General features: G+C 71.8%; 16 protein-coding genes. 11 read left to right on the forward strand and 5 right to left on the reverse strand.

Features of this window, described 5'->3' with window-relative positions:
* The first annotated feature begins 277 nt into the window (after positions 1 to 277).
* Complete coding sequence (locus ACFVFH_RS06515) at positions 278 to 952, forward strand: DegT/DnrJ/EryC1/StrS family aminotransferase (RefSeq protein WP_383764229.1); 675 nt, start codon at positions 278 to 280, stop codon at positions 950 to 952.
* Positions 952 to 1,383 (forward strand): low molecular weight phosphotyrosine protein phosphatase, encoded by a 432-nt coding sequence (locus ACFVFH_RS06520; RefSeq protein WP_383764232.1) that lies wholly within the window; start codon positions 952 to 954, stop codon positions 1,381 to 1,383. The genes ACFVFH_RS06515 and ACFVFH_RS06520 overlap by 1 nt, the downstream gene beginning before the upstream one ends.
* Before the next feature lie 19 nt (positions 1,384 to 1,402).
* Here ACFVFH_RS06520 and ACFVFH_RS06525 read toward each other — a convergent pair whose 3' ends face one another.
* Entirely contained in the window at positions 1,403 to 2,578 is a 1,176-nt protein-coding gene (locus tag ACFVFH_RS06525) for a glycosyltransferase (RefSeq protein ID WP_383764235.1), read from the reverse strand.
* A 514-nt stretch (positions 2,579 to 3,092) separates the two neighbouring features.
* Here ACFVFH_RS06525 and ACFVFH_RS06530 point away from each other — a divergent pair.
* Positions 3,093 to 3,908, forward strand: a complete 816-nt coding sequence (locus ACFVFH_RS06530; RefSeq protein ID WP_383764238.1) for an RNA polymerase sigma factor — start codon at positions 3,093 to 3,095, stop codon at positions 3,906 to 3,908.
* Positions 3,887 to 5,050: a hypothetical protein gene (locus ACFVFH_RS06535; RefSeq protein ID WP_383764241.1), complete on the forward strand. Its 1,164-nt coding sequence runs from the start codon at positions 3,887 to 3,889 to the stop codon at positions 5,048 to 5,050. Before ACFVFH_RS06530 ends, ACFVFH_RS06535 begins: the two co-directional genes overlap by 22 nt.
* A gap of 229 nt (positions 5,051 to 5,279) precedes the next feature.
* Here the strand turns inward: ACFVFH_RS06535 and ACFVFH_RS06540 are convergent, their stop codons facing one another.
* A complete protein-coding gene (locus tag ACFVFH_RS06540) occupies positions 5,280 to 6,194 on the reverse strand; it encodes a L,D-transpeptidase family protein (protein ID WP_383765560.1) in 915 nt (304 codons plus the stop codon).
* 244 nt (positions 6,195 to 6,438) lie between these two features.
* On the opposite strand from ACFVFH_RS06540, the gene ACFVFH_RS06545 reads away from it, so the two are divergent.
* The 3 genes from ACFVFH_RS06545 (at position 6,439) to leuE (ending at position 9,447) form a co-directional block, all read left to right on the forward strand.
* Positions 6,439 to 8,019, forward strand: coding sequence for a methylmalonyl-CoA mutase (locus ACFVFH_RS06545; protein WP_383764244.1), 1,581 nt, complete (start codon positions 6,439 to 6,441; stop codon positions 8,017 to 8,019).
* Between the two features lie 89 nt (positions 8,020 to 8,108).
* A complete protein-coding gene (locus ACFVFH_RS06550; RefSeq protein ID WP_383764247.1) occupies positions 8,109 to 8,720 on the forward strand; it encodes a Uma2 family endonuclease in 612 nt (203 codons plus the stop codon).
* Positions 8,721 to 8,781: 61 nt separating this feature from the next.
* Entirely contained in the window at positions 8,782 to 9,447 is a 666-nt protein-coding gene (gene leuE / locus ACFVFH_RS06555) for a leucine efflux protein LeuE (RefSeq protein ID WP_383764250.1), read from the forward strand.
* An 89-nt stretch (positions 9,448 to 9,536) separates the two neighbouring features.
* On the opposite strand, the gene ACFVFH_RS06560 is transcribed toward leuE, so the two are convergent.
* Positions 9,537 to 10,970 (reverse strand): FAD-dependent monooxygenase, encoded by a 1,434-nt coding sequence (locus ACFVFH_RS06560; protein WP_383765562.1) that lies wholly within the window; start codon positions 10,968 to 10,970, stop codon positions 9,537 to 9,539.
* Between the two features lie 122 nt (positions 10,971 to 11,092).
* Between ACFVFH_RS06560 and ACFVFH_RS06565 the strand changes: the two genes are divergently transcribed.
* The 3 genes from ACFVFH_RS06565 to ACFVFH_RS06575 all read left to right on the forward strand — a co-directional run bounded on the left by ACFVFH_RS06565 (position 11,093) and on the right by ACFVFH_RS06575 (position 15,996).
* Entirely contained in the window at positions 11,093 to 11,737 is a 645-nt protein-coding gene (locus tag ACFVFH_RS06565; RefSeq protein WP_383764253.1) for a TetR/AcrR family transcriptional regulator C-terminal domain-containing protein, read from the forward strand.
* A gap of 405 nt (positions 11,738 to 12,142) precedes the next feature.
* Positions 12,143 to 13,657, forward strand: a complete 1,515-nt coding sequence (locus ACFVFH_RS06570; protein ID WP_383764256.1) for a hypothetical protein — start codon at positions 12,143 to 12,145, stop codon at positions 13,655 to 13,657.
* Positions 13,654 to 15,996 carry a glycosyltransferase gene (locus tag ACFVFH_RS06575; protein WP_383764259.1) on the forward strand — a complete coding sequence of 781 codons (2,343 nt, stop codon included), beginning with the start codon at positions 13,654 to 13,656 and terminating at the stop codon, positions 15,994 to 15,996. Before ACFVFH_RS06570 ends, ACFVFH_RS06575 begins: the two co-directional genes overlap by 4 nt.
* Positions 15,997 to 16,069: 73 nt before the next feature.
* Here ACFVFH_RS06575 and ACFVFH_RS06580 read toward each other — a convergent pair whose 3' ends face one another.
* Positions 16,070 to 17,458 (reverse strand): polysialyltransferase family glycosyltransferase, encoded by a 1,389-nt coding sequence (locus ACFVFH_RS06580; RefSeq protein WP_383764262.1) that lies wholly within the window; start codon positions 17,456 to 17,458, stop codon positions 16,070 to 16,072.
* On the reverse strand, positions 17,455 to 18,444 hold the full coding sequence (locus tag ACFVFH_RS06585; RefSeq protein WP_383764265.1) for a glycosyltransferase family 2 protein: 990 nt from the start codon (positions 18,442 to 18,444) through the stop codon (positions 17,455 to 17,457). The genes ACFVFH_RS06580 and ACFVFH_RS06585 overlap by 4 nt, the downstream gene beginning before the upstream one ends.
* 209 nt (positions 18,445 to 18,653) lie before the next feature.
* Between ACFVFH_RS06585 and ACFVFH_RS06590 the strand changes: the two genes are divergently transcribed.
* Entirely contained in the window at positions 18,654 to 20,003 is a 1,350-nt protein-coding gene (locus ACFVFH_RS06590) for a DUF6716 putative glycosyltransferase (RefSeq protein ID WP_383764267.1), read from the forward strand.
* Positions 20,004 to 20,006 lie beyond the last annotated feature (3 nt).

Here is a 20,006-nt window from a genome sequence, read left to right on the forward strand (position 1 = left end):
ACCGCCCACTGCCCCGACTTCGCGCGCCGGACCGGTCTCCCCGCACCCCGCCCCCCAAGGCGTTCACTGGTTCGCCACATGTACCTGCCAATTCCGTCAAGCCTTGCCCGTCTGCCACAGGCTTCACACCGGACCGCCGGGATTTCCGGGTGAAGAACGACGGGAGCGGGCGACGGCCGCGGCGTTGCGCGGTGTTTCCCGCGAAAGGCACGAGGCAAGGAAGCCGGAAGTCCGCTTCCGGGGGCGGCGCGGAGCGACGCTACGGCGGCGGGACACCGTGGTCATCGAGGACGCCGCCCATGCCTTCGGCTCTCACTGCGGATCCAAACACGTCGGCGCCGACGACACGGCCCTGACGTGCTTTTCCTTCGGGCCGGTCAAGAATCTGACGTGTGGCCAAGGCGGGGCCGTCATCCCCCGTTCGCCCGAGGAGGCCGCCGCTGTCCGCCGACTTCGCATGCTGGGCGTTACGCAGTCCCAGAGCGAGCGCGCTGAGACCACCAGCTACCAGGTGGAGGACTTCGGCCTGCGGTATCAGCTCTCGTCCATCAACGCCGCCATCGGTCTGGCGCAGTTCGACCATTTCGACGCCACCGTGCGCTCCCGGCGGCGTTTGTGGCGCACCTACAGCGATGCGCTGGACGCGCTGGAGGGGGTGACGCTCGTCGACGTCGACCTTGACCACACGGTGCCGCACCTGTGTCAGGTACGCGTGCCGCACCGGGACCACGTATTCGCCCACCTCCGGGCGAGGAGCATCGGCGTCGGCGTTCACTACCCGCCCAACCACCTTCAGCCCGCCTTCGCGCGCTGGACGCGTGATCTGCCCGCCACCGAACGGGTCAGCCGGGAAATCCTGAGCCTGCCCTTCCACCAGCACCTCACCGAGGCAGACGTCCACCGAGTGGTGACCGCCCTCGGACACGCACTCAAGGCCACAGGCGGCTCATGATGTCGAATCTGCTCGTCGTGTGCCTGGGGAACTACTGTCGTAGCCCCTTCGCTCAGCTTGCTCTCGCTCGACGGGGCGGACCACATATGGCCGTCCGCTCGGCCGGACTGATCGGCAAATGGCAGGACCGGCCGGCCCATTCCGCCATGATCGACGCCGCGCGGCGGCTGGGCTACGACCTCACTGCCCACCGCGCCCAGCAGATCAGCCTGGACATGCTGGAGTGGGCGGACACAGTACTCGCCATGGACGTCTCCGTCCTTGCCACCCTCCGAGCCGTCTGCGGTCCGGAGAACGAGAACAAACTGCGCCTCTACCTCGGAGACCGCGACGTGCCTGACCCGATGGGCCAGGACGACGCCGCGTTCCACGAATGCGCTGTGCTCATTGAAGTCGGCACCGTGCTCCGTACCGGTGGACGGATTACGTAACCCACCGCGGGCCGCGCTGTTACTGCGCCGCTGCGGAAAGGATCACGTCCACGAGCCTTTCCGCAGCGTCCGGGCGACCGTGCGCCCTGGCCGCTGCGGCCATCGTGGCCCGGCGCTCGGGATGGTCGAGGAGGGGGCTGACCGCCTCGCGCAGGTGCCCGCCGGTGACCTCGCCGAGGAGGGCGACCGCTGCCCCGGACTCTTCCAGGTGGCGGGCGTTGTGGGCCTGTTCGTTGCCGGCCGCCGTGGCGAGCGGGATGAATACGGCGGGCTTGCCCAGGGCGGTCAGCTCGGCCAGGGTGCCCGCGCCGCTGCGGGAGATCACGAGATCGGCCAGGGCCAGGAGGTCCGGCAGCTCCGGTCCGACGAACGGAGTGAGGTGGAAGCGGGCGGCGAGGGAGGCCGGAAGCCCTGCGGCGCGCGCGGACAGCGCCTCCTGGTGGGCCGGGCCGCACTGGTGCACCACGTTGGCGCGCTCCAGCAGCCACGGCAGTTGGCCGCCGACCACGTCGTTGATTTGTTGTGAGCCTTGCGCGCCTCCCGTGACGTACACCGTCGGAAGGCGTCGGTCGAAGGCGTGGAGACCGAGGGCGGCCACTGCTTTGTCCGGGTGACCGGACAGGACCTCCGGTCGTACGGGGTTGCCGGTGACCACCGCCGCCGACCGCACGCTCTCCGGCAGGAGCGGCAGGGTCGACTCCGAGGACACGGCGATCCTCGTGGCGGAACCGGCCAGCTTACGGTTGGCGAGGCCGAGGCGGACGGTCTGTTCGTGCAGGACCAGCGGGACCCGGCACATCCTGGCGGCGAGCCCGGCCGGCACGGCTACGTAACCGCCCGTGGCGAGCACGACGTCCGGCCGGAAGGCGGAGACGGCGCTGCGCGCCTGGGCGACCCCGAGCGGCACGCGCGCCATGTCCCGGACGTTGGCAGGAGACACCATCTTCAACGGGTTCGAGGAACGCCGGATCTTCCCCGTGGCGACGGTGGTGAACGGGATGCCCTCCGCGCTGGTGATCCTGGCTTCCAGGCCCTCCGCCGTACCGATCCACAGGGCGTCGAGGGTGCGACCGGAGGCCGCCAGGCGTGCCTGCAAGGTGCGGATCGCGGTGAGAGCGGGGTAGGTGTGACCACCGGTGCCGCCTCCCGTCACGATCAGGCGGAAGGCGGTCGTCGGTTGAGGCGTGGTGTTCACTCCGGGCACTCTAGCGGCTGCTGTCCGGTAATCGTCCGGGGTCGTCCAGGCGACGGGAACGCCTGGATTGCACTTTCCGGCGGGCTTCTCGTGTCGGCGGCTTTCGGCGCCGAGTGGAAGGTGCCAGGAGCTTGTTCTGAGCTCGGATACCTGGGGTCCGAGAACGGGTTCACCCGGAAGGGTCCGTCGGCGCGTTGGTCACGCCGTTGGTCACGGAGGAGGTGGGCGGCCCACATATCGCCTGGTCAGAGCGGTAGGAAAACGAGGACGACCGGGGCCGCCACCCCCCACAGGAGAGGCCCCGGTCGTCTTCCGCGGGGCCGTAGGACGACCCCGTACTCCACTCAGCGTCGTCGCTGCGTTTTCTGTCACACCGCACCGGTCTCCGAGGAATGTTGCGGGTTGTACAAGTCATGGACGTGACCCCCGCCGAGGACGTAGCGTGCTGAGTCGCGCAGGGTGGCGCGGCAGTGATGACCAGCTGCGATTTTGGACAGCAGGGCGGGTTGAGGGAGTGCTGGGGGACGACGCGGAGCTCACTGCCGCGGTACTCGCGGCACAGGACGGGGACGAGGACGCCTTCCGTACTGTGTACCGCGCTGTGCAGCCACGGCTGCTGGGCTACATACGGACGCTGGTGGGTGAGCCGGACGCCGAGGACGTCGCGTCCGAGTCCTGGCTTCAGATAGCGCGCGACCTCGACCGGTTCAGCGGCGACGCCGACCGTTTCCGTGGCTGGGCGGCGCGCATAGCCCGCAACCGTGCGCTGGACCACCTGCGGATGCGTGGCAGGCGCCCCGCGGTCGGCGGCGACGAGTCGGAACTGTCCGAGAAGGCGGCCGAGTCCGACACCGCCGACGAGGCGATGGAGTCCCTGGCCACCGGCCGCACCATGTCGCTCATCGCCCGGCTGCCGCAGGACCAGGCCGAGGCCGTGGTGCTCCGGGTGGTGGTGGGTCTGGACGCGAAGAGCGCCGCGCAGACGCTGGGCAAGCGCCCGGGAGCGGTACGCACCGCCGCGCACCGCGGACTGAAGCGGCTGGCCGAGCTGCTGCGCGCGGACAGCACGGACAGCGCGGATGGTGTGGGTGGTGTGGGTGGTGTGGACGGTACGGACAGCACCTACGGCGTGGGCAGCGCAGCGGGCACGGACGGCGCGGACGCCGACACCGCCGGGGCCGGGAACGCGGACCCCTCCGGCCCGCTGCCGGGTGCGGCGGGCCGGACGGCGGAACTCGGTGGAGTGCCCGCCCAGCGCCCCGTCCGCAAGGGTCTGGCGGCCCCGGCGGGTGTGACGCATTCGCGTCCGTGGACGCAGAAGGACATGTGATGGCCGACGAGCGGTACGAATGGCTTGACAAGGGCGCCGCGGAGAAACTGCTCCGCGGCGAGCCGGTCGATCCCGTCGGCGGTCACTCGTGTACGGATGCCGAGAGGCTGGCGGCCGCACTGGACGCCGCCGCCCGCAGCGCCCGCCCGGCCACCGGTGAACTTCCCGGCGAGGCCGCCGCGCTGGCCGCCTTCCGCACCGCCACCCGCTCCGCGCACCCGAGGACCCGGGTGAACGCGCGGACGAGGGCTGCCCTGGGGCAGGCGGGCGGGTCGGCCGGGGCCGAGCTGCTCGAACCGGTCCGCATCGGATCCGCCGCCCCGCACGCCTCCGGCCCGTCCGTGGGCCCCGGCCGCCCCGCGCGCTGGAGCCGGCCCGTCCGGTTCGGCCTGGTCGCCTCCCTCGCGGGCTGCGCGCTCGGCGGGGTGGCCGTGGCGGCGGGGGCCGGGATGCTTCCCGGACCGTTCGGCGAGCACGCGCCCGTGCCGGCCACCTCCGTCTCTGCCGCGGCGACGCCCGAGGAGCTCGGTTCGGGGTTCACCGAGCAGGAGAACCCGCGGCCTTCGCCGTCCACCACGCCAGGAGCGGACACCTCCTCGCCCCCTGCCCGCCCCTCCGTCCCGCCCGGTGACCCGGACCCCGGTGGTTCGGGCCGGACGAAGAAGCACGGCGGCGGCGACCGGAAGCCCGGCGGCTCCGCGAGCGGTTCCGTCGGCAGCGCCCGGACCGGCGAGCTGCCCGGTACGTCCGGTACCGCCGATTCCGGCGAGTGGTACGCCAAGGCGCTCACGGCGTGCCGCGACTACCGCGACGGCAAGCTGGATGACATGCGTAGACGCAAGCTCGAAGCGCTGGCGAAGGGTGCCCGCAATCTGGACCGGTTCTGCGACCGGTTGATCGCGAGGTCCGGCAAGGGCCCGAACGGACAGAACGGCCCGAACGGCCAGAACGGCCAGAACGGTTCGAGTGGCCAGAACGGTCAGGGCGACGACGGCGAAGACGGCCAGGGCGACGACGGCTGGAACTGGAACAGCGACGGCGCCCTCGGCTCCGGTCTGCCCTCGTCGGTCCGGTTCGCCCAGGGTGTGCGGCTGCCCCCGACCCCGGCTTCCCTGACCCCTTCGGCCCGTACCCCGGACTGAGCCGAGCCGCCCCAAGCCCCGCGCGACAGGCTTTTTCCAGCCTTCCGCCGCCAGGTGTGACATTTTTTGAGGCCGTGACGCAGTAGGGAGTGAGCCGACTGGTCATCGGCCGCGCACAGAGCCGGGGTTCCCCCCGTACCTACGGCTCAGCGCACATGGCGCGGGCGGGACACGTTCCCCCGGTCCCGTCCGCGCCTCTTCTCTCCCGCCTCTCTCCGCCGTCCCGGTGCTATCCGTAGACGACGACCTTGTCGCCGTTCTTCACCTGGGCGAAGAGCGAGGCGATCTTCCCCTCGTCCCGGACGTTGACGCAGCCGTGCGAGGCGCCGTCGTAGCCGCGGGCCGCGAAGTCCGCCGAGTAGTGCACCGCCTGGCCGCCGCTGAAGAACATCGCGTACGGCATGGCCGTGTGGTAGATCGTCGACACGTGGTGGCGGGACTTCCAGTAGACGGAGAAGGTGCCTTCGCGCGTCGGCGTGTACTGGGAGCCGAAGCGGACGTCCATCGACGACACGACACGGCCGTCGATCATCCAGGACAGCGTCCGGCTGTTCTTGCTGATGCAGAGCACCCGGCCGGTCATGCACCGCTTGTCCGGATCGGCGACCTGCCGGGTGGTCGGCGGATTCAGCTCGGCGGCCGTCGGCTCGTGCGTCATGCCGAGCAGCTTGCGCCAGGTCAGGGTGTCCGTCCTGCCCGTACGGGAGAGGCCGCGCTTGCCCTGGAAGGACTGGACCGCGGCGACCGTGACGGACCCGTAGTAGCCGGTGGGGCTGCGGTCGAAGTGGCCTATCTGGCGCAGCCGGGCCTGGAGCTCCCGTACCTGCCCGCTCTCGGATCCGCTCGCCATCAGCGTTGTGCTCTGCGGATCGGGTTCCGGCGTGGGGGACGCGGTGGCCCGGGGCGACGAGGCGGCGGCCGCCGGCGTCGACCGGGCGGGTGACGGCGACGGCGGCCGGGCGGCGGACTTCCCGTCGTCGGTGGCCGTGGCCCGGGGCGGCGCGGACGGGGCCGCCGGTGCGCTTCCGGTGACCTGTGCCTTGCAGCCCGCCGCGGCGGCGACGGCGAGGACGGCGAGCACCGCCGCGGTCCCCGCCCGGCCCCGTACCGCGGTGCGCGATGTGCTCCTGCTGGTGCTGTTCATCATCTCGGCCCCCTGTGTCTGCGGTGTTCCCCTGGACGGATTCCCGCTCCGCCCGGTCGTCAAAGCCCGCGCGCGGTGACGGTCCCGCGCATGATGAGGGGAGCGGGAACGGGGCCGTCGGGCAGGGGCTGTGCGCAGGCCCCGGCCCCTGGGACGGTCTCGCGCCCGCCACCGCGGTCCGTCGCGGGAACCCCGGTCACCGATCAGCGGATCCACCGGGCAGCTTCAGCGGAAGGCACAGCAGATGACGCGTGAGACGGAGTCGGGACTGCCCATCGAGCCGGTCTACGGACCGGAGGCGCTCGACGGCTGGAGCCCCGGCGAAAAGCTGGGAGAGCCGGGTGCCTACCCCTTCACGCGCGGCGTCTACCCCACGATGTATACCGGTCGGCCGTGGACGATGCGCCAGTACGCGGGTTTCGGTACGGCCACGGAATCCAACGCCCGGTACAAGCAGCTGATCGCCCACGGCACGACCGGTCTCTCCGTCGCCTTCGATCTGCCCACCCAGATGGGTCACGACTCCGACGCGCCGATCGCCTCCGGCGAGGTCGGCAAGGTCGGGGTCGCGATCGACTCCATCGACGACATGCGGGTCCTGTTCGACGGGATCCCGCTGGACCGGGTCTCCACGTCCATGACGATCAACGCTCCCGCGGCGCTCCTCCTGCTGCTGTACCAGCTGGTCGGCGAGGAACAGGGGGTCCCGGCGGAGAAGCTCACCGGCACCGTCCAGAACGACGTGCTCAAGGAGTACATCGCGCGCGGCACGTACATCTTCCCGCCGGGCCCCTCGCTCCGGCTGGTCGCCGACACCTTCAAGTACTGCCGGGCCGAGATCCCGAAGTGGAACACCATCTCGATCTCCGGCTACCACATGGCCGAGGCCGGGGCCTCGCCCGTGCAGGAGATCGCGTTCACCCTCGCCGACGGCATCGAGTACGTCCGTACCGCCGTCGCGGCCGGCATGGACGTCGACGACTTCGCGCCCCGGCTCTCCTTCTTCTTCGTCTCCCGCACCACGATCCTCGAAGAGGTGGCCAAGTTCCGCGCGGCCCGCCGGATCTGGGCCCGGGTCATGAAGGAGGAGTTCGGCGCCGAGAACCCCAAGTCGCTGATGCTGCGCTTCCACACCCAGACCGCGGGCGTCCAGCTCACCGCCCAGCAGCCCGAGGTCAACCTGGTGCGCGTCGCCGTGCAGGGCCTGGCCGCGGTCCTCGGCGGTACGCAGTCGCTGCACACCAACTCCTTCGACGAGGCCATCGCCCTCCCCACCGACAAGTCCGCCCGGCTGGCCCTGCGCACGCAGCAGGTCCTGGCGTACGAGACGGATGTCACCGCGACGGTCGATCCGTTCGCCGGGTCCTACGTCGTGGAGTCGATGACCGACGACGTCGAGGCCGCGGCCCTGGAGCTGATGGCCCGGGTCGAGGACATGGGCGGTGCGGTCAGCGCGATCGAACGCGGCTTCCAGAAGAGCGAGATCGAGCGCTCCGCGTACCGCATCGCCCTGGAGACCGACAGCGCGGAACGCGTCGTGGTCGGCGTGAACCGCTTCCGGCTCGACGAGGAGGAGCCGTACCAGCCGCTCCGGGTCGACCCCGCGATCGAGGCCGAGCAGGCGGCCCGGCTGGCGGAGCTGCGCGCCGGACGCGACCGGGGCGCGGTGGACAGCGCGCTGGCCCGGCTGCGGAAGGCGGCCGGGGGCACGGAGAACGTCCTGTACCCGATGAAGGACGCGCTCAGGGCACGGGCGACGGTGGGCGAGGTGTGCGACGCGCTGCGCGAGGTCTGGGGGAGGTACGTGCCGTCGGACGCGTTCTGAGGGGGCGGGTACTCGCACGGGTGATCTCTCGCCGAATGTCCGCGACCGTGGACAAGCTCATGAACAGTGGTCCCCGAAAGGAGGATGCCGTGGCCGTAATACAGCACGAGGAGCAGGTGCACGTGCGGGAACAGCCGGAGCTGACGCTCGGCGAGGCAGCCGACCAGCTCGCACACTCGCTGCCTGGGCATCGCGTGGAGATTCTCCAGGGGAGGCTCACTGCGACACCGCCGGCGGACGGAACGCACGCTCTGGCGTTGTCCTGGCTCGGCGAGGAATTCGGTGCGCGGGCGCGCAAGTCGGGGCTCAGACTCGTCCAAGGCGTCGGGCTGTGGCTGCCCACCGGCCCCGAGGACTACGCGATTCCCGACCTGTCGGTCGTCGATGCGGACTTCCGGGACCATCACGCCATGAAGAACTGCTACGCCGCCCACGTCTTCCGCATGGTCGTGGAGGTGACGTCCACCAACTGGGCGGACGACCTCGGCCCCAAGGTCGAGGACTACGCCCAGGCGGGCATTCCGGTCTATGTGGTGGCCGATCGCAAGCACGACCAGGTGCTGCTCTGCACCGATCCCCGGGGCGGCGAGTACAAGAACAAGGTGCACCACAAGCGCGGGACCTCGTTCACCGTGCCGGACGTGGTCGGCGTCGAGATGAAGCTCTCCGTCGACCGCCTCCTCGACGGCGACGAGGACTGACCCCGCACCTTCCCGAAACCCCCTGGACGGAGTGTCGTACCCGCGTGCGACACTCCGTTCCATGCTGGGTGTCACCGACCTTCCGACCTATCTCGCCGGCCTGGTGCTGATCGTTCTGCTGCCGGGGCCGAATTCGCTGTACGTGCTCTCCGTCGCCGCCCGGCGCGGGGTGCGGACCGGGTATGTGGCTGCCGCCGGGGTGTGGACCGGGGACACCGTGCTGATGACCCTGTCCGCGCTCGGCGCCTCGTCGCTGCTGAAGACCACGCCGGTGCTCTTCGCCGTCGTCAAGTTCGCCGGCGCGGGCTATCTGACCTGGCTGGCGATCGGCATGCTGCGGACCGCCGTGACCATGTGGCGCGAGCGGCACCGGCGGATGGCCGAGCTGACCGAGGAGGACACCGGGCCCGCGGCCGCCGGGGCGATGGAGCGGCCCTACCGCCGGGCGCTGGTCGTCAGCCTCTTCAACCCGAAGGCGATCCTGTTCCTGATCTCGTTCTTCGTGCAGTTCGTCGATCCGGGGTACGCCTATCCGGCGCTGTCGTTCCTGGTGCTGGGGACCCTGCTGCAGCTGGCCAGCTTCCTCTATCTGTCCATGCTGATATTCGGCGGCACCCGGCTGTCCGCCGCGTTCCGCCGCCGCAAGCGGCTGTCGGCGGGGGCCACTTCGGCGGCCGGTCTGCTCTTCCTCGGCTTCGCGGCGAAGCTCTCGCTCAGCAGCGTGTGACCTTTCGGACGGCCTTCCGGATCGGCAGCGGACGGCCTTCCGATCGGCAGCGTACGGCCCTCCGGATCGGCACTGTGTGACCTTCCGGCTCAGGACGCCGTGACCGGGGCGAGGCCGAACCGGGCCAGATACCGCACCAGCCCCGAGGCGTCCTCGCCCGCCCAGCCGACGTAGCCGTCCGGGCGGACCAGGAACAGGCCCTTGCCGTACGCCTCCTGGGCGTCCGTGCGGTGCACGCGCAGCTGTGCGCCGTCGCATGCCGGAAGCGGGGCGTCCGTGCCGACCGCCAGCAGGGTGAAGTGCGGGCCCCGGAAGACGTCGAAGAGGCGGCGGCCCCCGGTCGTCCGGCCGTCCGGGGCGCGGTCCCCGGAGTGCAGGACCCCGGCCCGGCCCTCCGACAGCGGGCCCGTGCGGTAGCCGAGGCCGAGCTGCTGGGTGGCCGTGCCCCGCTCCTGCTCGCCCCGGTGGATCCGGGTGGAGAGGCCGAGCATGGCCGCGGCGACCGGGCGGCGCTCCTGTTCGTAACTGTCGAGCAGCGCCGAGGGAGCCCCCTGCCGCAGGACGAGCCCGAGCTTCCAGCCCAGGTTGTACGCGTCCTGCACGCTGGTGTTCAGCCCCTGGCCACCGGCGGGGGAGTGCACATGCGCGGCGTCCCCCGCCAGGAAGACCCGGCCCTCGCGGAACCGCTCGGCCAGCGCGGCGCGCGGCCGGAAGTCGGACGACCAGCGGACCTCGGTGATGTCCTCGGCCGAGAGATGGGTGCGGGCGGCGACCACCGCGCGCACGCCCTGCGGGGACGTGTCGGGCGCGCCCTCCTTGAACTGGGCGACCAGCTGGAAGTCCGCCGTGCCGGGCAGCGGGCAGAGCGTGAGGAAGCCCTGCTCCCCCTGGGTCGCGTGCCAGTTGAGCCGGTCCAGCGCGCCCTCGGCCACCCGTACGTCGGCGACCAGCATCGGCGCCGGGTCCACCTCCTCACCGGCCATCGCGATCCCCAGCGCACGCCGGACCGTGCTGCGCCCGCCGTCCGCCGCGACCAGGAAGGAGGCCCGCACCGGACCCGTGGCCAGCCGGGCGGTGACCCCGTCCGCGTCCTGGTCCAGGCCGGTCAGCGCGGCGGAGAAGACGACGTCGCCGCCCAGTTCGCGCAGCCGGGCCAGCAGGATCTCCTGGGTGCGCCACTGCGGCATCATCCACGGCTCCCCGTACGGCTCGGAGTCGGTCGGGGCCGCGCGGCGGAACATGTCCTGCTCGCCCAGCCGTCGTCCGTCCTGCCAGACCATCCGGACCGGGGCCGGGCCGCCGTACTCGCGCACCGCCTCGCCCACGCCCAGATCGTCCAGGACCTCCCGGGTGCGGGGCTGGATGCCCTTGCCGCGCGAGCCGGGGAAGAGCGCGGGCGCCTGCTCGACGACCAGGGCGCGCACGCCGCGCCGGGCCAGGTCGCAGGCGAGCGCCAGGCCGCAGGGGCCGGCGCCGACGATCAGTACCTCGGTCTCCTGCGGGATCCCGCCGACCTCTGGCATCCCGCCGGCCTCCGGTATCCCGCTCGCCTCCGGGGCCCCGCCGTTCTTCGGGAGCCCTGTCTCCTTAACGCTGTTAAGTTCCATGATTCGGAGTGTGCGCTTAACGCTGTTAAATTGTCAAGGTGGGTACGACGAAGATCGACCGGGCGCGGGTGGCCGACACCGGGCTGCGGCTGCTGAACGAGGTGGGCCTCGACGGCCTGACCCTGCGCGCCATCGCCCGGGAGCTGGACGTCAAGGCGCCCGCGCTCTACTGGCATTTCAAGGACAAGCAGGCGCTCCTCGACGAGATGGCCACGGTGATGTACCGCCGGATGCTCGTCGAGGACCTGCCGGGCCCCGGGCCGGAGCGCTGGCAGGACCAGCTGGTCGCGTACAACAGCGCCCTGCGCACCGCCCTGCTCCGCTACCGCGACGGGGCGAAGGTCTACAGCGGGGCCAAATTCACCGGGACCGACCACGCGGACGGCCTCGAAACCCATCTGCGCACCATGGTCGACGCCGGGTTCGAGCTGTGGCAGGCCGTCCGGGCGGGCACCACCGCCTACGCGTACACGATGGGCTTCGTCACCGAGGAACAGGGCGTCCACCCCATGCCGCACGAGCGGCGGGAGGGCTTCGACATCGGTGAACGGGCCGCCCGCATGGCCGCGTACCCGCTCGCCGCCGAGGCCGGGGCCGAGATCTTCGCCCGCTACGACGAACGGTTCGAGGACGGGCTGCTGCTGATCGTCGCGGGCATCGAGGCACGGTACGGACCGCGCTGACCGGTGCGGGTGCCGATGCGCGTACCTGCGTGCCGACCTCGCATGTACCGGGGCGCGCACCTGTGCGCCGACCCTGCATGTACCGGGGCGCGCACCTGTGCGCCGACCTCGCATGTACCGGTGCGCGTACGTGCGTGCCGACCTCGCATGTACCGGTGCGCGTACGTGCGCGCCGACCCCGCATCTGCCACCGCATGTACCGGGGCGCGTACCTGCGGGGTCGGTGCGCAGTTTCCGGGACCGACAGGGCGAGTTCATCCGGTGGCCGTTCAGGTTTCTTAGCGTGACGCGGAACCGAACGCGCGCGCCGGACATCCGCCCCCGACGGGCGGGGCCCGGTGCGCTCCGGTGACCGCACGACCGGACACGCCCCCTCCCCCCACGGGCCCAGACGCTTGGAGCGCCATGAGAGAAGCCCGCACCCGTTGGCCACGGCAACGCGACGCGGCCCCGCCCGGGGACGCCGCCTCGCCGCTCGCCTCCGTCACCCCGACCTACGCGGACGTCTGCCTGCGCGCCTGTGCCGCGCACAGCACCAAGCTGGTGGCGGGGCTCGACCGGCGGCGCGCCGCACTCGCGGAGGCGCTGCGGCACCTGCTGTCCACGCACGCCGCGACGCCTGCGGGCACCGCCCCCGCCGCGTCCTCGATCCCGCTGATGCGCCGCTCCGGCAAGGCCGCCGCGGCCACCGCCGCGCCCCTCGCCGACGAACTCCTCGACCCGCTGCTCGCCGTCGGCAACAAGGCGCTGGACTGCGGCTACGAGGACGAGCTGAAGCTCGCGCTGCTCGTCGCGGACGCCGTGCTGACCCAGCGCAAGGGCTCGCGGGCCGGCTGGCGGCTGCGGGCCAGGACGCTGGAGGCGATGGGTGCGGAGACCGAGGCCGTCGAGGCGTACGAGCGCTACCTCTCGTTCACCGAGGACGACGGCTTCGGCGTCGCGGCCAAGGTCGTCGGCCTGCGGGCCGGGGCGCGGCACCATGAGGAGCTGCTGCGGCGGCTGGAACGCGACTGCCCCGCCGCCGCCGAGTACGCCGGCCGGCCCGTCACCGAGTCCTGGGCCGAGGGGCTGGCCCTCCGGGCGCGCGGCGACCGGGAGGCGGCGGAGCCCCGGCTGATCGGCGCCCTGCTCGCCCAGGAGCGCACCGGGGCCCCGGTGACGGAGCTCCAGGAGGCCACCTCCCAGTACCTCGGTCTGGCCATGGAGGCGGCCGGGACCGACCCCGCCGCCGTGGCCCGGCTCACCGAGCTCGCGGGCCTCTACGCCGAACAGCGCCGGAGCCGGATGCGCGGCCCGGTCGAGGACCCCACCTTCGGCGGCGTCGAGTGGACCACGGTCGGTGAGTTCCGCAACCGCATCGCGGGCCGCTCCATCTGTCTCGTCGCCAACTCCCAGCGCGTCGGCACCAGTTCGATGGGTGCCGAGATCGACGGCTACGACCTGGTCGTCCGCTTCAACTCGTACCGGATCGACCCGGCGGCGACCGGGCAGCGCACCGACATCCACGCCACCATCCACAAGCACGGGTTCAACTGGGACCAGAAGGTGCACACCCGGCTGGTCTTCGGCGGGGTCTCCGGCGACTGGAAGCACTCCCTGCGCAACCGCCTCGTCCCGGGCGCCCAGCAGTACCTGGGCGACGAGTCGCTGCGCTGGCCGCTGCGCGACATCGGACGCGTCGGCGCCGACGTCTGGCCGGCCATCCCCACCACCGGGTTCAACATGCTGTGGCTCCTCGACCACCTCGACGTCAGCAGCCGGCTCGACCTGATCGGCTTCGACTTCTACGAGAGCGGCGCCTATCGCCTGCCCGGCGCGATGCGGATGCCCATCACCTCCGTCCACGAGTACACCAGCGAAAAGGCGTGGGTCATGGAACGCGCCCTGAGCGTCACCGACATGAGGATCCGACTGCGATGACGACGACCGCCCCGCCCGCCTCCGCCATGGCGGCCCCCGCGCCCGCGAACTCGCTCACCGGCAAGCGCCGGGTCGCCTTCGCCGGCTTCGTCGACGAGAACTACCTGCCCGGGTTCCTCGCCCTGCTGCGCAGTCTGGCGCTCTCCAACCCGGAGGTCTGCGAGGACTTCCTCGTCCTGCACGACGGGCTGCGTCCCGCGTCCGTCGCGCAGATCCGCGCCCTGCACCCGCGCGTCGACTTCCGCCGGGTCGACGCCGCGCACTACGACACGTACGCCAAGGGCGACCAGGACAACTACCTGGTGCGCAAGGCCTACTTCATCCTCGACGTCTTCCGGGTCCGCGACTACGACACCGTGATCACCCTGGACACCGACATGGTGGTCCTCGGCGATCTCGGTGAACTGCTCACCCTGCGCGACGGGCTGGCCGCCGTGCCGCAGTTCTTCTACGGGCAGCACAAACTCAACAGCGGACTGCTGGTCATCCAGCGCGAGTACCTGAGCGACGCGTTCTGCGCCAGGATCGACGAGGTCGGCCGGGCCGGCACGTACGAGCTCGACAAGCACGACCAGGGCATCCTCAACGCCGTGCTCGACGGCGACTTCGTCCAGCTCGACTCCCGCTACAACTTCGTCAAGCGGCGGCTCTCCGGCGACCTCCCGGTCCCCGACTCCACCGCGATCCTGCACTTCACCGGGCGGCACAAGCCCTGGCAGGGCGGCGAGGCGGGCTACGGCGAGGCCGAGAGCCGCTGGCACGCGTTCGAGCTGTCCGACGCCGAGTTCCACGCCGCGTACCTGGCGCTGCCCGGCGCCAAGCACCACGACCTGCTGGTCCACTACGGCACCCCGCACGTGGAGCGCACCGGCTCCCCGGAGGACGCCCGCAAGGTCGCCTCCGCCCATATCGCGGCGGGCGAGTACCAGGAGGCGGCCGATCTGCTGGGCCGGGTCCGGATTCCCGTCGACGAGGCCTGGCCGCACGAGGTGTTCGGCCACGCCCTGATGAGCGTCTCGCGCTACGAGGAGGCCCGCGCCCGGCTGCTGCTCGCCACCGCGGCGCCCAACCGGGCCGCGACCGCCTTCGCCCGCCTCGCCCAGATCGCCTGGATCCACGGCGACGACGACGCGGCGGCCGGGTACGCCCTGAAGGGTCTCGCCGTCGACCCCACCCACCGTGCCAACCGGCTGATGCGCAAGCGCACCGCGGAGGCCGTCGCCCCCGCGGAGGGCCCGGCCTCCGGGCAGCTCGCCCATGTCGCCTTCTACATGGAGCGCCAGGGCAACGCCGGGGACAAGCTGCTGCCCGAGAGCGTACGGCTGGCCTTCGGCCGGGACACCGGACCGCGGCGCTGGCACTCGATCCACGCCCACCGGCTCTTCGACGAGGCCGCGCTGGAACGGGTCAACGAGCGCCGGGGCCTGGTCATCGGCGGCGGCGGCCTCTTCATCCCGGACACCGCGCCCAACGGCAACAGCGGCTGGCAGTGGAACGTCCCGGACGCGCTCCTGGACCGGATCGACGTCCCCGTCATGGTGTACGCCGTCGGCTTCAACGCCTTCGACGGCCAGGCGTACGGACACGGCCGCGACCGGTTCCTCTCCAGCCTGCGGCGGCTCGTCGAACGGGCCTCGTTCTTCGGGCTGCGCAACCACGGTTCCATCGAGAAGGTCCGCGCGCTGCTGCCCGCCTCGCTCCAGGACAAGGTGCGCTTCCAGCCGTGCCCGACGACGGTCACCCGGCAGCTGGTGGACGGCTGGGAGGACCCGGAGCGGCGCGAGGACACCGTGCTGGTCAACGCCGCGTACGACCGCTCGGGGCTCCGCTTCGGGCACGACTACGGGCACTTCCTGGCCGAGATGGCGACCGCGGTGCGGGAGCTCGGCGAGCGGGCCGAGGTCCGGTGCGTCGCCCACTCGCTGGACGACGAGCGGATCGCCTTCGACCTGCGCCGCGAGCACGGGATCGCGCTGCCGGTGATCCCGATGTACGACTTCGGCAACGACGAGATCCGGGACACCTACGCCCGGACCAAGCTGGTCATCGGGATGCGCGGGCACGCGGGGATGATCCCGTTCGGCTGCGGTACGCCGATCATCAGCCTGATCTCGCACCCGAAGATGGCGTACTTCCTGGCCGACATCGACCGCCCGGAGTGGGGCATCTCGGTCCACGACCGGCACCTCGGGGCGCGGCTGGCCGAGCGGGCGGCCGGACTGCTCGACGACCACGCGGCGACGGTCGCCGATGTGCACGGCCGGCAGCGGGAACTCTGGAAGGTCACCGAGGCCAACGCGGCGGACCTGAGGGTGATCCAGGGCGGCGTGCCGGCCTGAGGGGTCCGGAGGACGGGGCGGGGGCGGGGGCCGTGCCCGGCCCACCGCCCCCACCCGCCCTCCTCGGCGGCCGCTACTGCCGTACCACCCGGCGCCGCACCGACCTGGCCACCCGGCGCACCACCGCGTTGCGCGGCAGGAACGCGAGCTGGGCCGGCACCGCCCCCGGCAGCGCCAGCGAGGTCAGCCGTCTGCGCTTGAAGTAGCGCCAGGTCGCGGTGGACAGATGCGCGGCCAGATACCGCTCGGCGGCGGGCCGCAGCCCGGGGTAGATCTTCGGCTGCATCGCGAACCCGACCGCGGTGACCAGCCCGGTCAGATCCGCCGGATCCACCGGCTCCGCGCCCGGCTCCGGCCCCGCCCGCTCGACGGCCGCCCGGTCCGTGACCTCCGGCACCAGCGCGTCCACCAGCGTGACCGGGACGCGGTTGCTGTTCTCGTAGGGGGCGAGCCGGTCCAGCAGCATCCCGGTGCCGACCCGGGCCACCGGCAGCCCGTAGAACGCGGAAGCGGTGAGCAGCGCCGTCGAGAAGCAGCCCACCACCAGCGCGGGCCGCATCCGCTGGTAGAGCACCTCGGCCAGGACCGGCGCGGTGAGCACCCCGTCGTCCAGCACCGTCAGGTCTGCGCCGAGGCTCACGGCCTCCTCCCGCAGCGCCTTCGACCACTGCGCCGGGGCCGTGGGGTGCGGTTTGAAGACGAGGCGGGTGTGGCCGAGCGCGACCGCGCCGCGCATCATCCGTAGGTGCAGCTCCTCCTCCTCGGCCGCGCTGATCAGCCCGAGCGCCGAGAGGTACTGGCCGAGCAGCAGCGCGGGCGCCTCCACCTCCGGCACGCCGTCCCGGGCGCCGGGCGCGTCCGCCAGCTCGCCGAGCACCTTCAGGAAGACGTCGCTCGGCACGATCTGCGGCGCCACCCCGAACTCCGTGAGCAGCAGCGGCTTCAGCCCCGGCACCAGGTCCAGGTGGAGCAGCCGGCGCACCCGGGTGCCGACCAGCGGGTCGAGCTTGTTGCGGGTGGGGCCGTAGCTCATCAGCCCGTCCGCGTACACGTCGACCGGAGCGCCGGTGAAGATCTGTGCGACCGCCATCGCGGGGTTGACCTGGATCGACTCGACGGCGAGCTCGATGTCGTCGTCGTCGCCGAGCCCCCAGGCCAGCCGAAGATGCCGTTCCCACAGCGGTACGTCGTCGGGGCGCGGCGCCCAGCCGCCCGGGTGGAAGGGGGCGATCGTCGTGTTCCACGAGACCACGTCGTCGAAGCGGCCGCGCAGCGCGTCGAACCCGGGCATCGTGTCGAGGGCGGCCGTCGTCTCCGGCACGGCCGCGTTGTTCGAGACGAGCAGGATGCGGCGGTCCGCGTCCGGGAAGCAGCCCGCGTCGAGCGCGGCAGCGAGCGTGGCGGTGCCGTAGAGGGTGGAGGCGAGGAAGATCTGCGTGGTGCGGGACCGGACGGTGTTCACGCGGCCGTCACCTCCTTGGTGCCCGTGGCGGCCGGGCGGCGGCGCAGCCGGCGCAGCACGGTGGCGCGCTGCACGTCCATCGAGTCGAGCGCTTCGTCGAGCACCTGCTGGGGCATTCGCTTGAGCGCGGCTCCACTCATGGACTTCAGTGTGCGGGCCACGGCGGGTTCGAACCTTTCGATCGAGCTCATGTGGTGGAAAATGATCGCGCAATAGGTGCGGACCGCTTTCGGCAGCAGTACGTGCGCGTCACGGTCTTCCGCGGTTTCCCGAATGACCTGGTCGAACGAGCGAATGAAATCGAGCTGACGTACGTCGCCGATCTGTGTGAGTGAAGAGGCGACCCCGCGCCGGTAGAAAATTCCGAGAAGTCCCAGCACCGCGAAGGAATCCGCCTCGCGATGCAGCCGCCAGATCCACGGGCGGTCCTCCGCGGTGCGCAGACCGTCCGTGAAACGCAGCAGCCCGCGGTCCAGCAGCCGCCGGTGGTAGAGCCCGGCCCAGGCGTACGGATAGTCGACCGAGGTGGACCGCTCGGCGGGCAGGATGGCGTCCCGGGGGTCCAGCACCTCGCCCCGTCTGCCGTGCGGGACGCGGTGCACGGTGCGGTTCCTGCCCTCGACCTGGACATGGTCGGTACGGACGAAGTCGCACCCCAACTCCTCCGTCCGGGCGAGGAGTTCGGCGTAGTACCCGGGAGCGAGCCAGTCGTCGCCGTCCAGGAAGGCGAGGTACTCGCCGCGCGCGGCGTCCAGGCCGGTGTTGCGGGCGGTGGCCAGTCCGCCGTTCTGCTTGTGTCTGCGTACGACCACCCCCGGAATCTCGTCCTCGGCGCGGCGCAGTATGTCCGCGGTCCCGTCGGTCGAACAGTCGTCGACGAGGATGAATTCGAAGTCCTCGCGGGCGTTGGCCCGCAGGCTTCTCAAGGTGTCGGGGGCGTATGTCTGCACGTTGTAGAACGGCACGATGACCGAGAGCTTAACCACACGTCTCACGCTAGGCGCGAGCCCGTCATTTGCCTTGGCCCCGGGAGGGACGTCGGGTGAACGGCGAATGTCGGAATGATGAACCAGGCCGATTCATGGGCGATTGCATCCCCTTTGCGAAGGCGATTCGCCAAGCGTCGGCAGGCTGTTAACCAGCTGTTGCCGTCACGTTGGGCCGCGAATCGGAATGCCTTCCTAAGTTCTGGGACGTGCCCCCACGTACCGAAAAGACGACCGCCCTCCGGGTAGCCGTGCTCGCCGACTCCGACACCCGGTGGAAATGGGGCGCGCTCACCGCGCGCCGCCTCACCTCCGGTGCGTCCCGGGCGTCGGCGCAGGACGTCGAGATCAGCGGACTGCTGCTGCGCGGCCGGGCCACCCCGACCCCGCGCCAGCTCGCCGAGGTCGGTGACGTCGGCATCGAGGCCGGACGGGTGCGCGAGGTCACGGCCGTCGAGTTCCTGCACGGTGTGCGGGACGAGGGGTACGACGTCGTCGTCCTCGCCCTCGTCGGCGGCGCCGTCCAGGCGATGCTGCACGGACTCGCCGCCCTGCGGCTGCCCGCCAGGCCCGTCGTGGTCACCGGCTACGTCGGCGTCGTCTACGAGAAGCTCGCCGACGGACTGCTGCTGCGGCACGGCGCGGACATCGTCCTCGCCAACTCCCGCCACGACGCCGAGCGTTTCCGCGCGGTGTACGAGGGAGTGGGCGCCGATGCCTCGTCCGTCACCGAGGCCGCCCTGCCGTTCCTCGGCGGCGAGCCGCACCGCCCGCAGGACGGCCGGGACACCGTCGTCTTCGCCGCCCAGCCCTCCGTACCGGCCTCCCGCGAGGACCGGACGTACCTGCTGCGCAGGCTCGTCGAGCACGCCAGGCTGTACCCGGACCGCGAGGTGCTGCTGAAGCTGCGCTCCAAGCCCGGCGAGCACACCACGCACATCGAGGAACTTCCGTACCAGCGGCTCGCCGAGAAGCTGCCCGGCGGCCTGCCGCCCAACTTCCGCCTGGTGTACGGGCACATGGGCGAGGTCCTGGACCGTACCGACCTGCTGGTCACGGTCTCCTCGACCGCCGCCCTGGAGTCCCTGCACCGGCGCATCCCCACCGCGGTCCTCACCGACCTCGGCGTCCGCGAGGCGCTCGGCAACCACCACTTCGTCGGCTCAGGCCTGCTCACCTCCTGGGACCACCTGGACGGCGGCCACCGCCCGGAGCCCGCCCCGCGGTGGCTGGCCGGCCAGGGCGTCGCCGCCGACGGCACGTACGCCGGTGCCTACGACCACGCCCGCGCCCGGGTCACCGACCTGCTCGGCGCCGCCCGGCTGCCCGACCTCGCCCCGTACTACACACCCGCCACCGCGCCCGGCTACCTCCCGGGCATCCTCGCCCGCCACCACCTCGCGCCCGACGGCCGGCCGCTGCCGGGCGCCGAACGGCCGCGCGAGACCGGCGGGGTGCGCGGCGCGGTGCGCGAGGCGGTCCGGGAAGCGGCGCGGGGCGCGTACCGGCAGGGCGTCCAGCGGGTCGCCCCGGTGATCCGACGGATGGGCGAGCTGTGAACA

This window comes from Streptomyces sp. NPDC057697, from assembly GCF_042799335.1.
Taxonomy (GTDB): domain Bacteria; phylum Actinomycetota; class Actinomycetes; order Streptomycetales; family Streptomycetaceae; genus Streptomyces.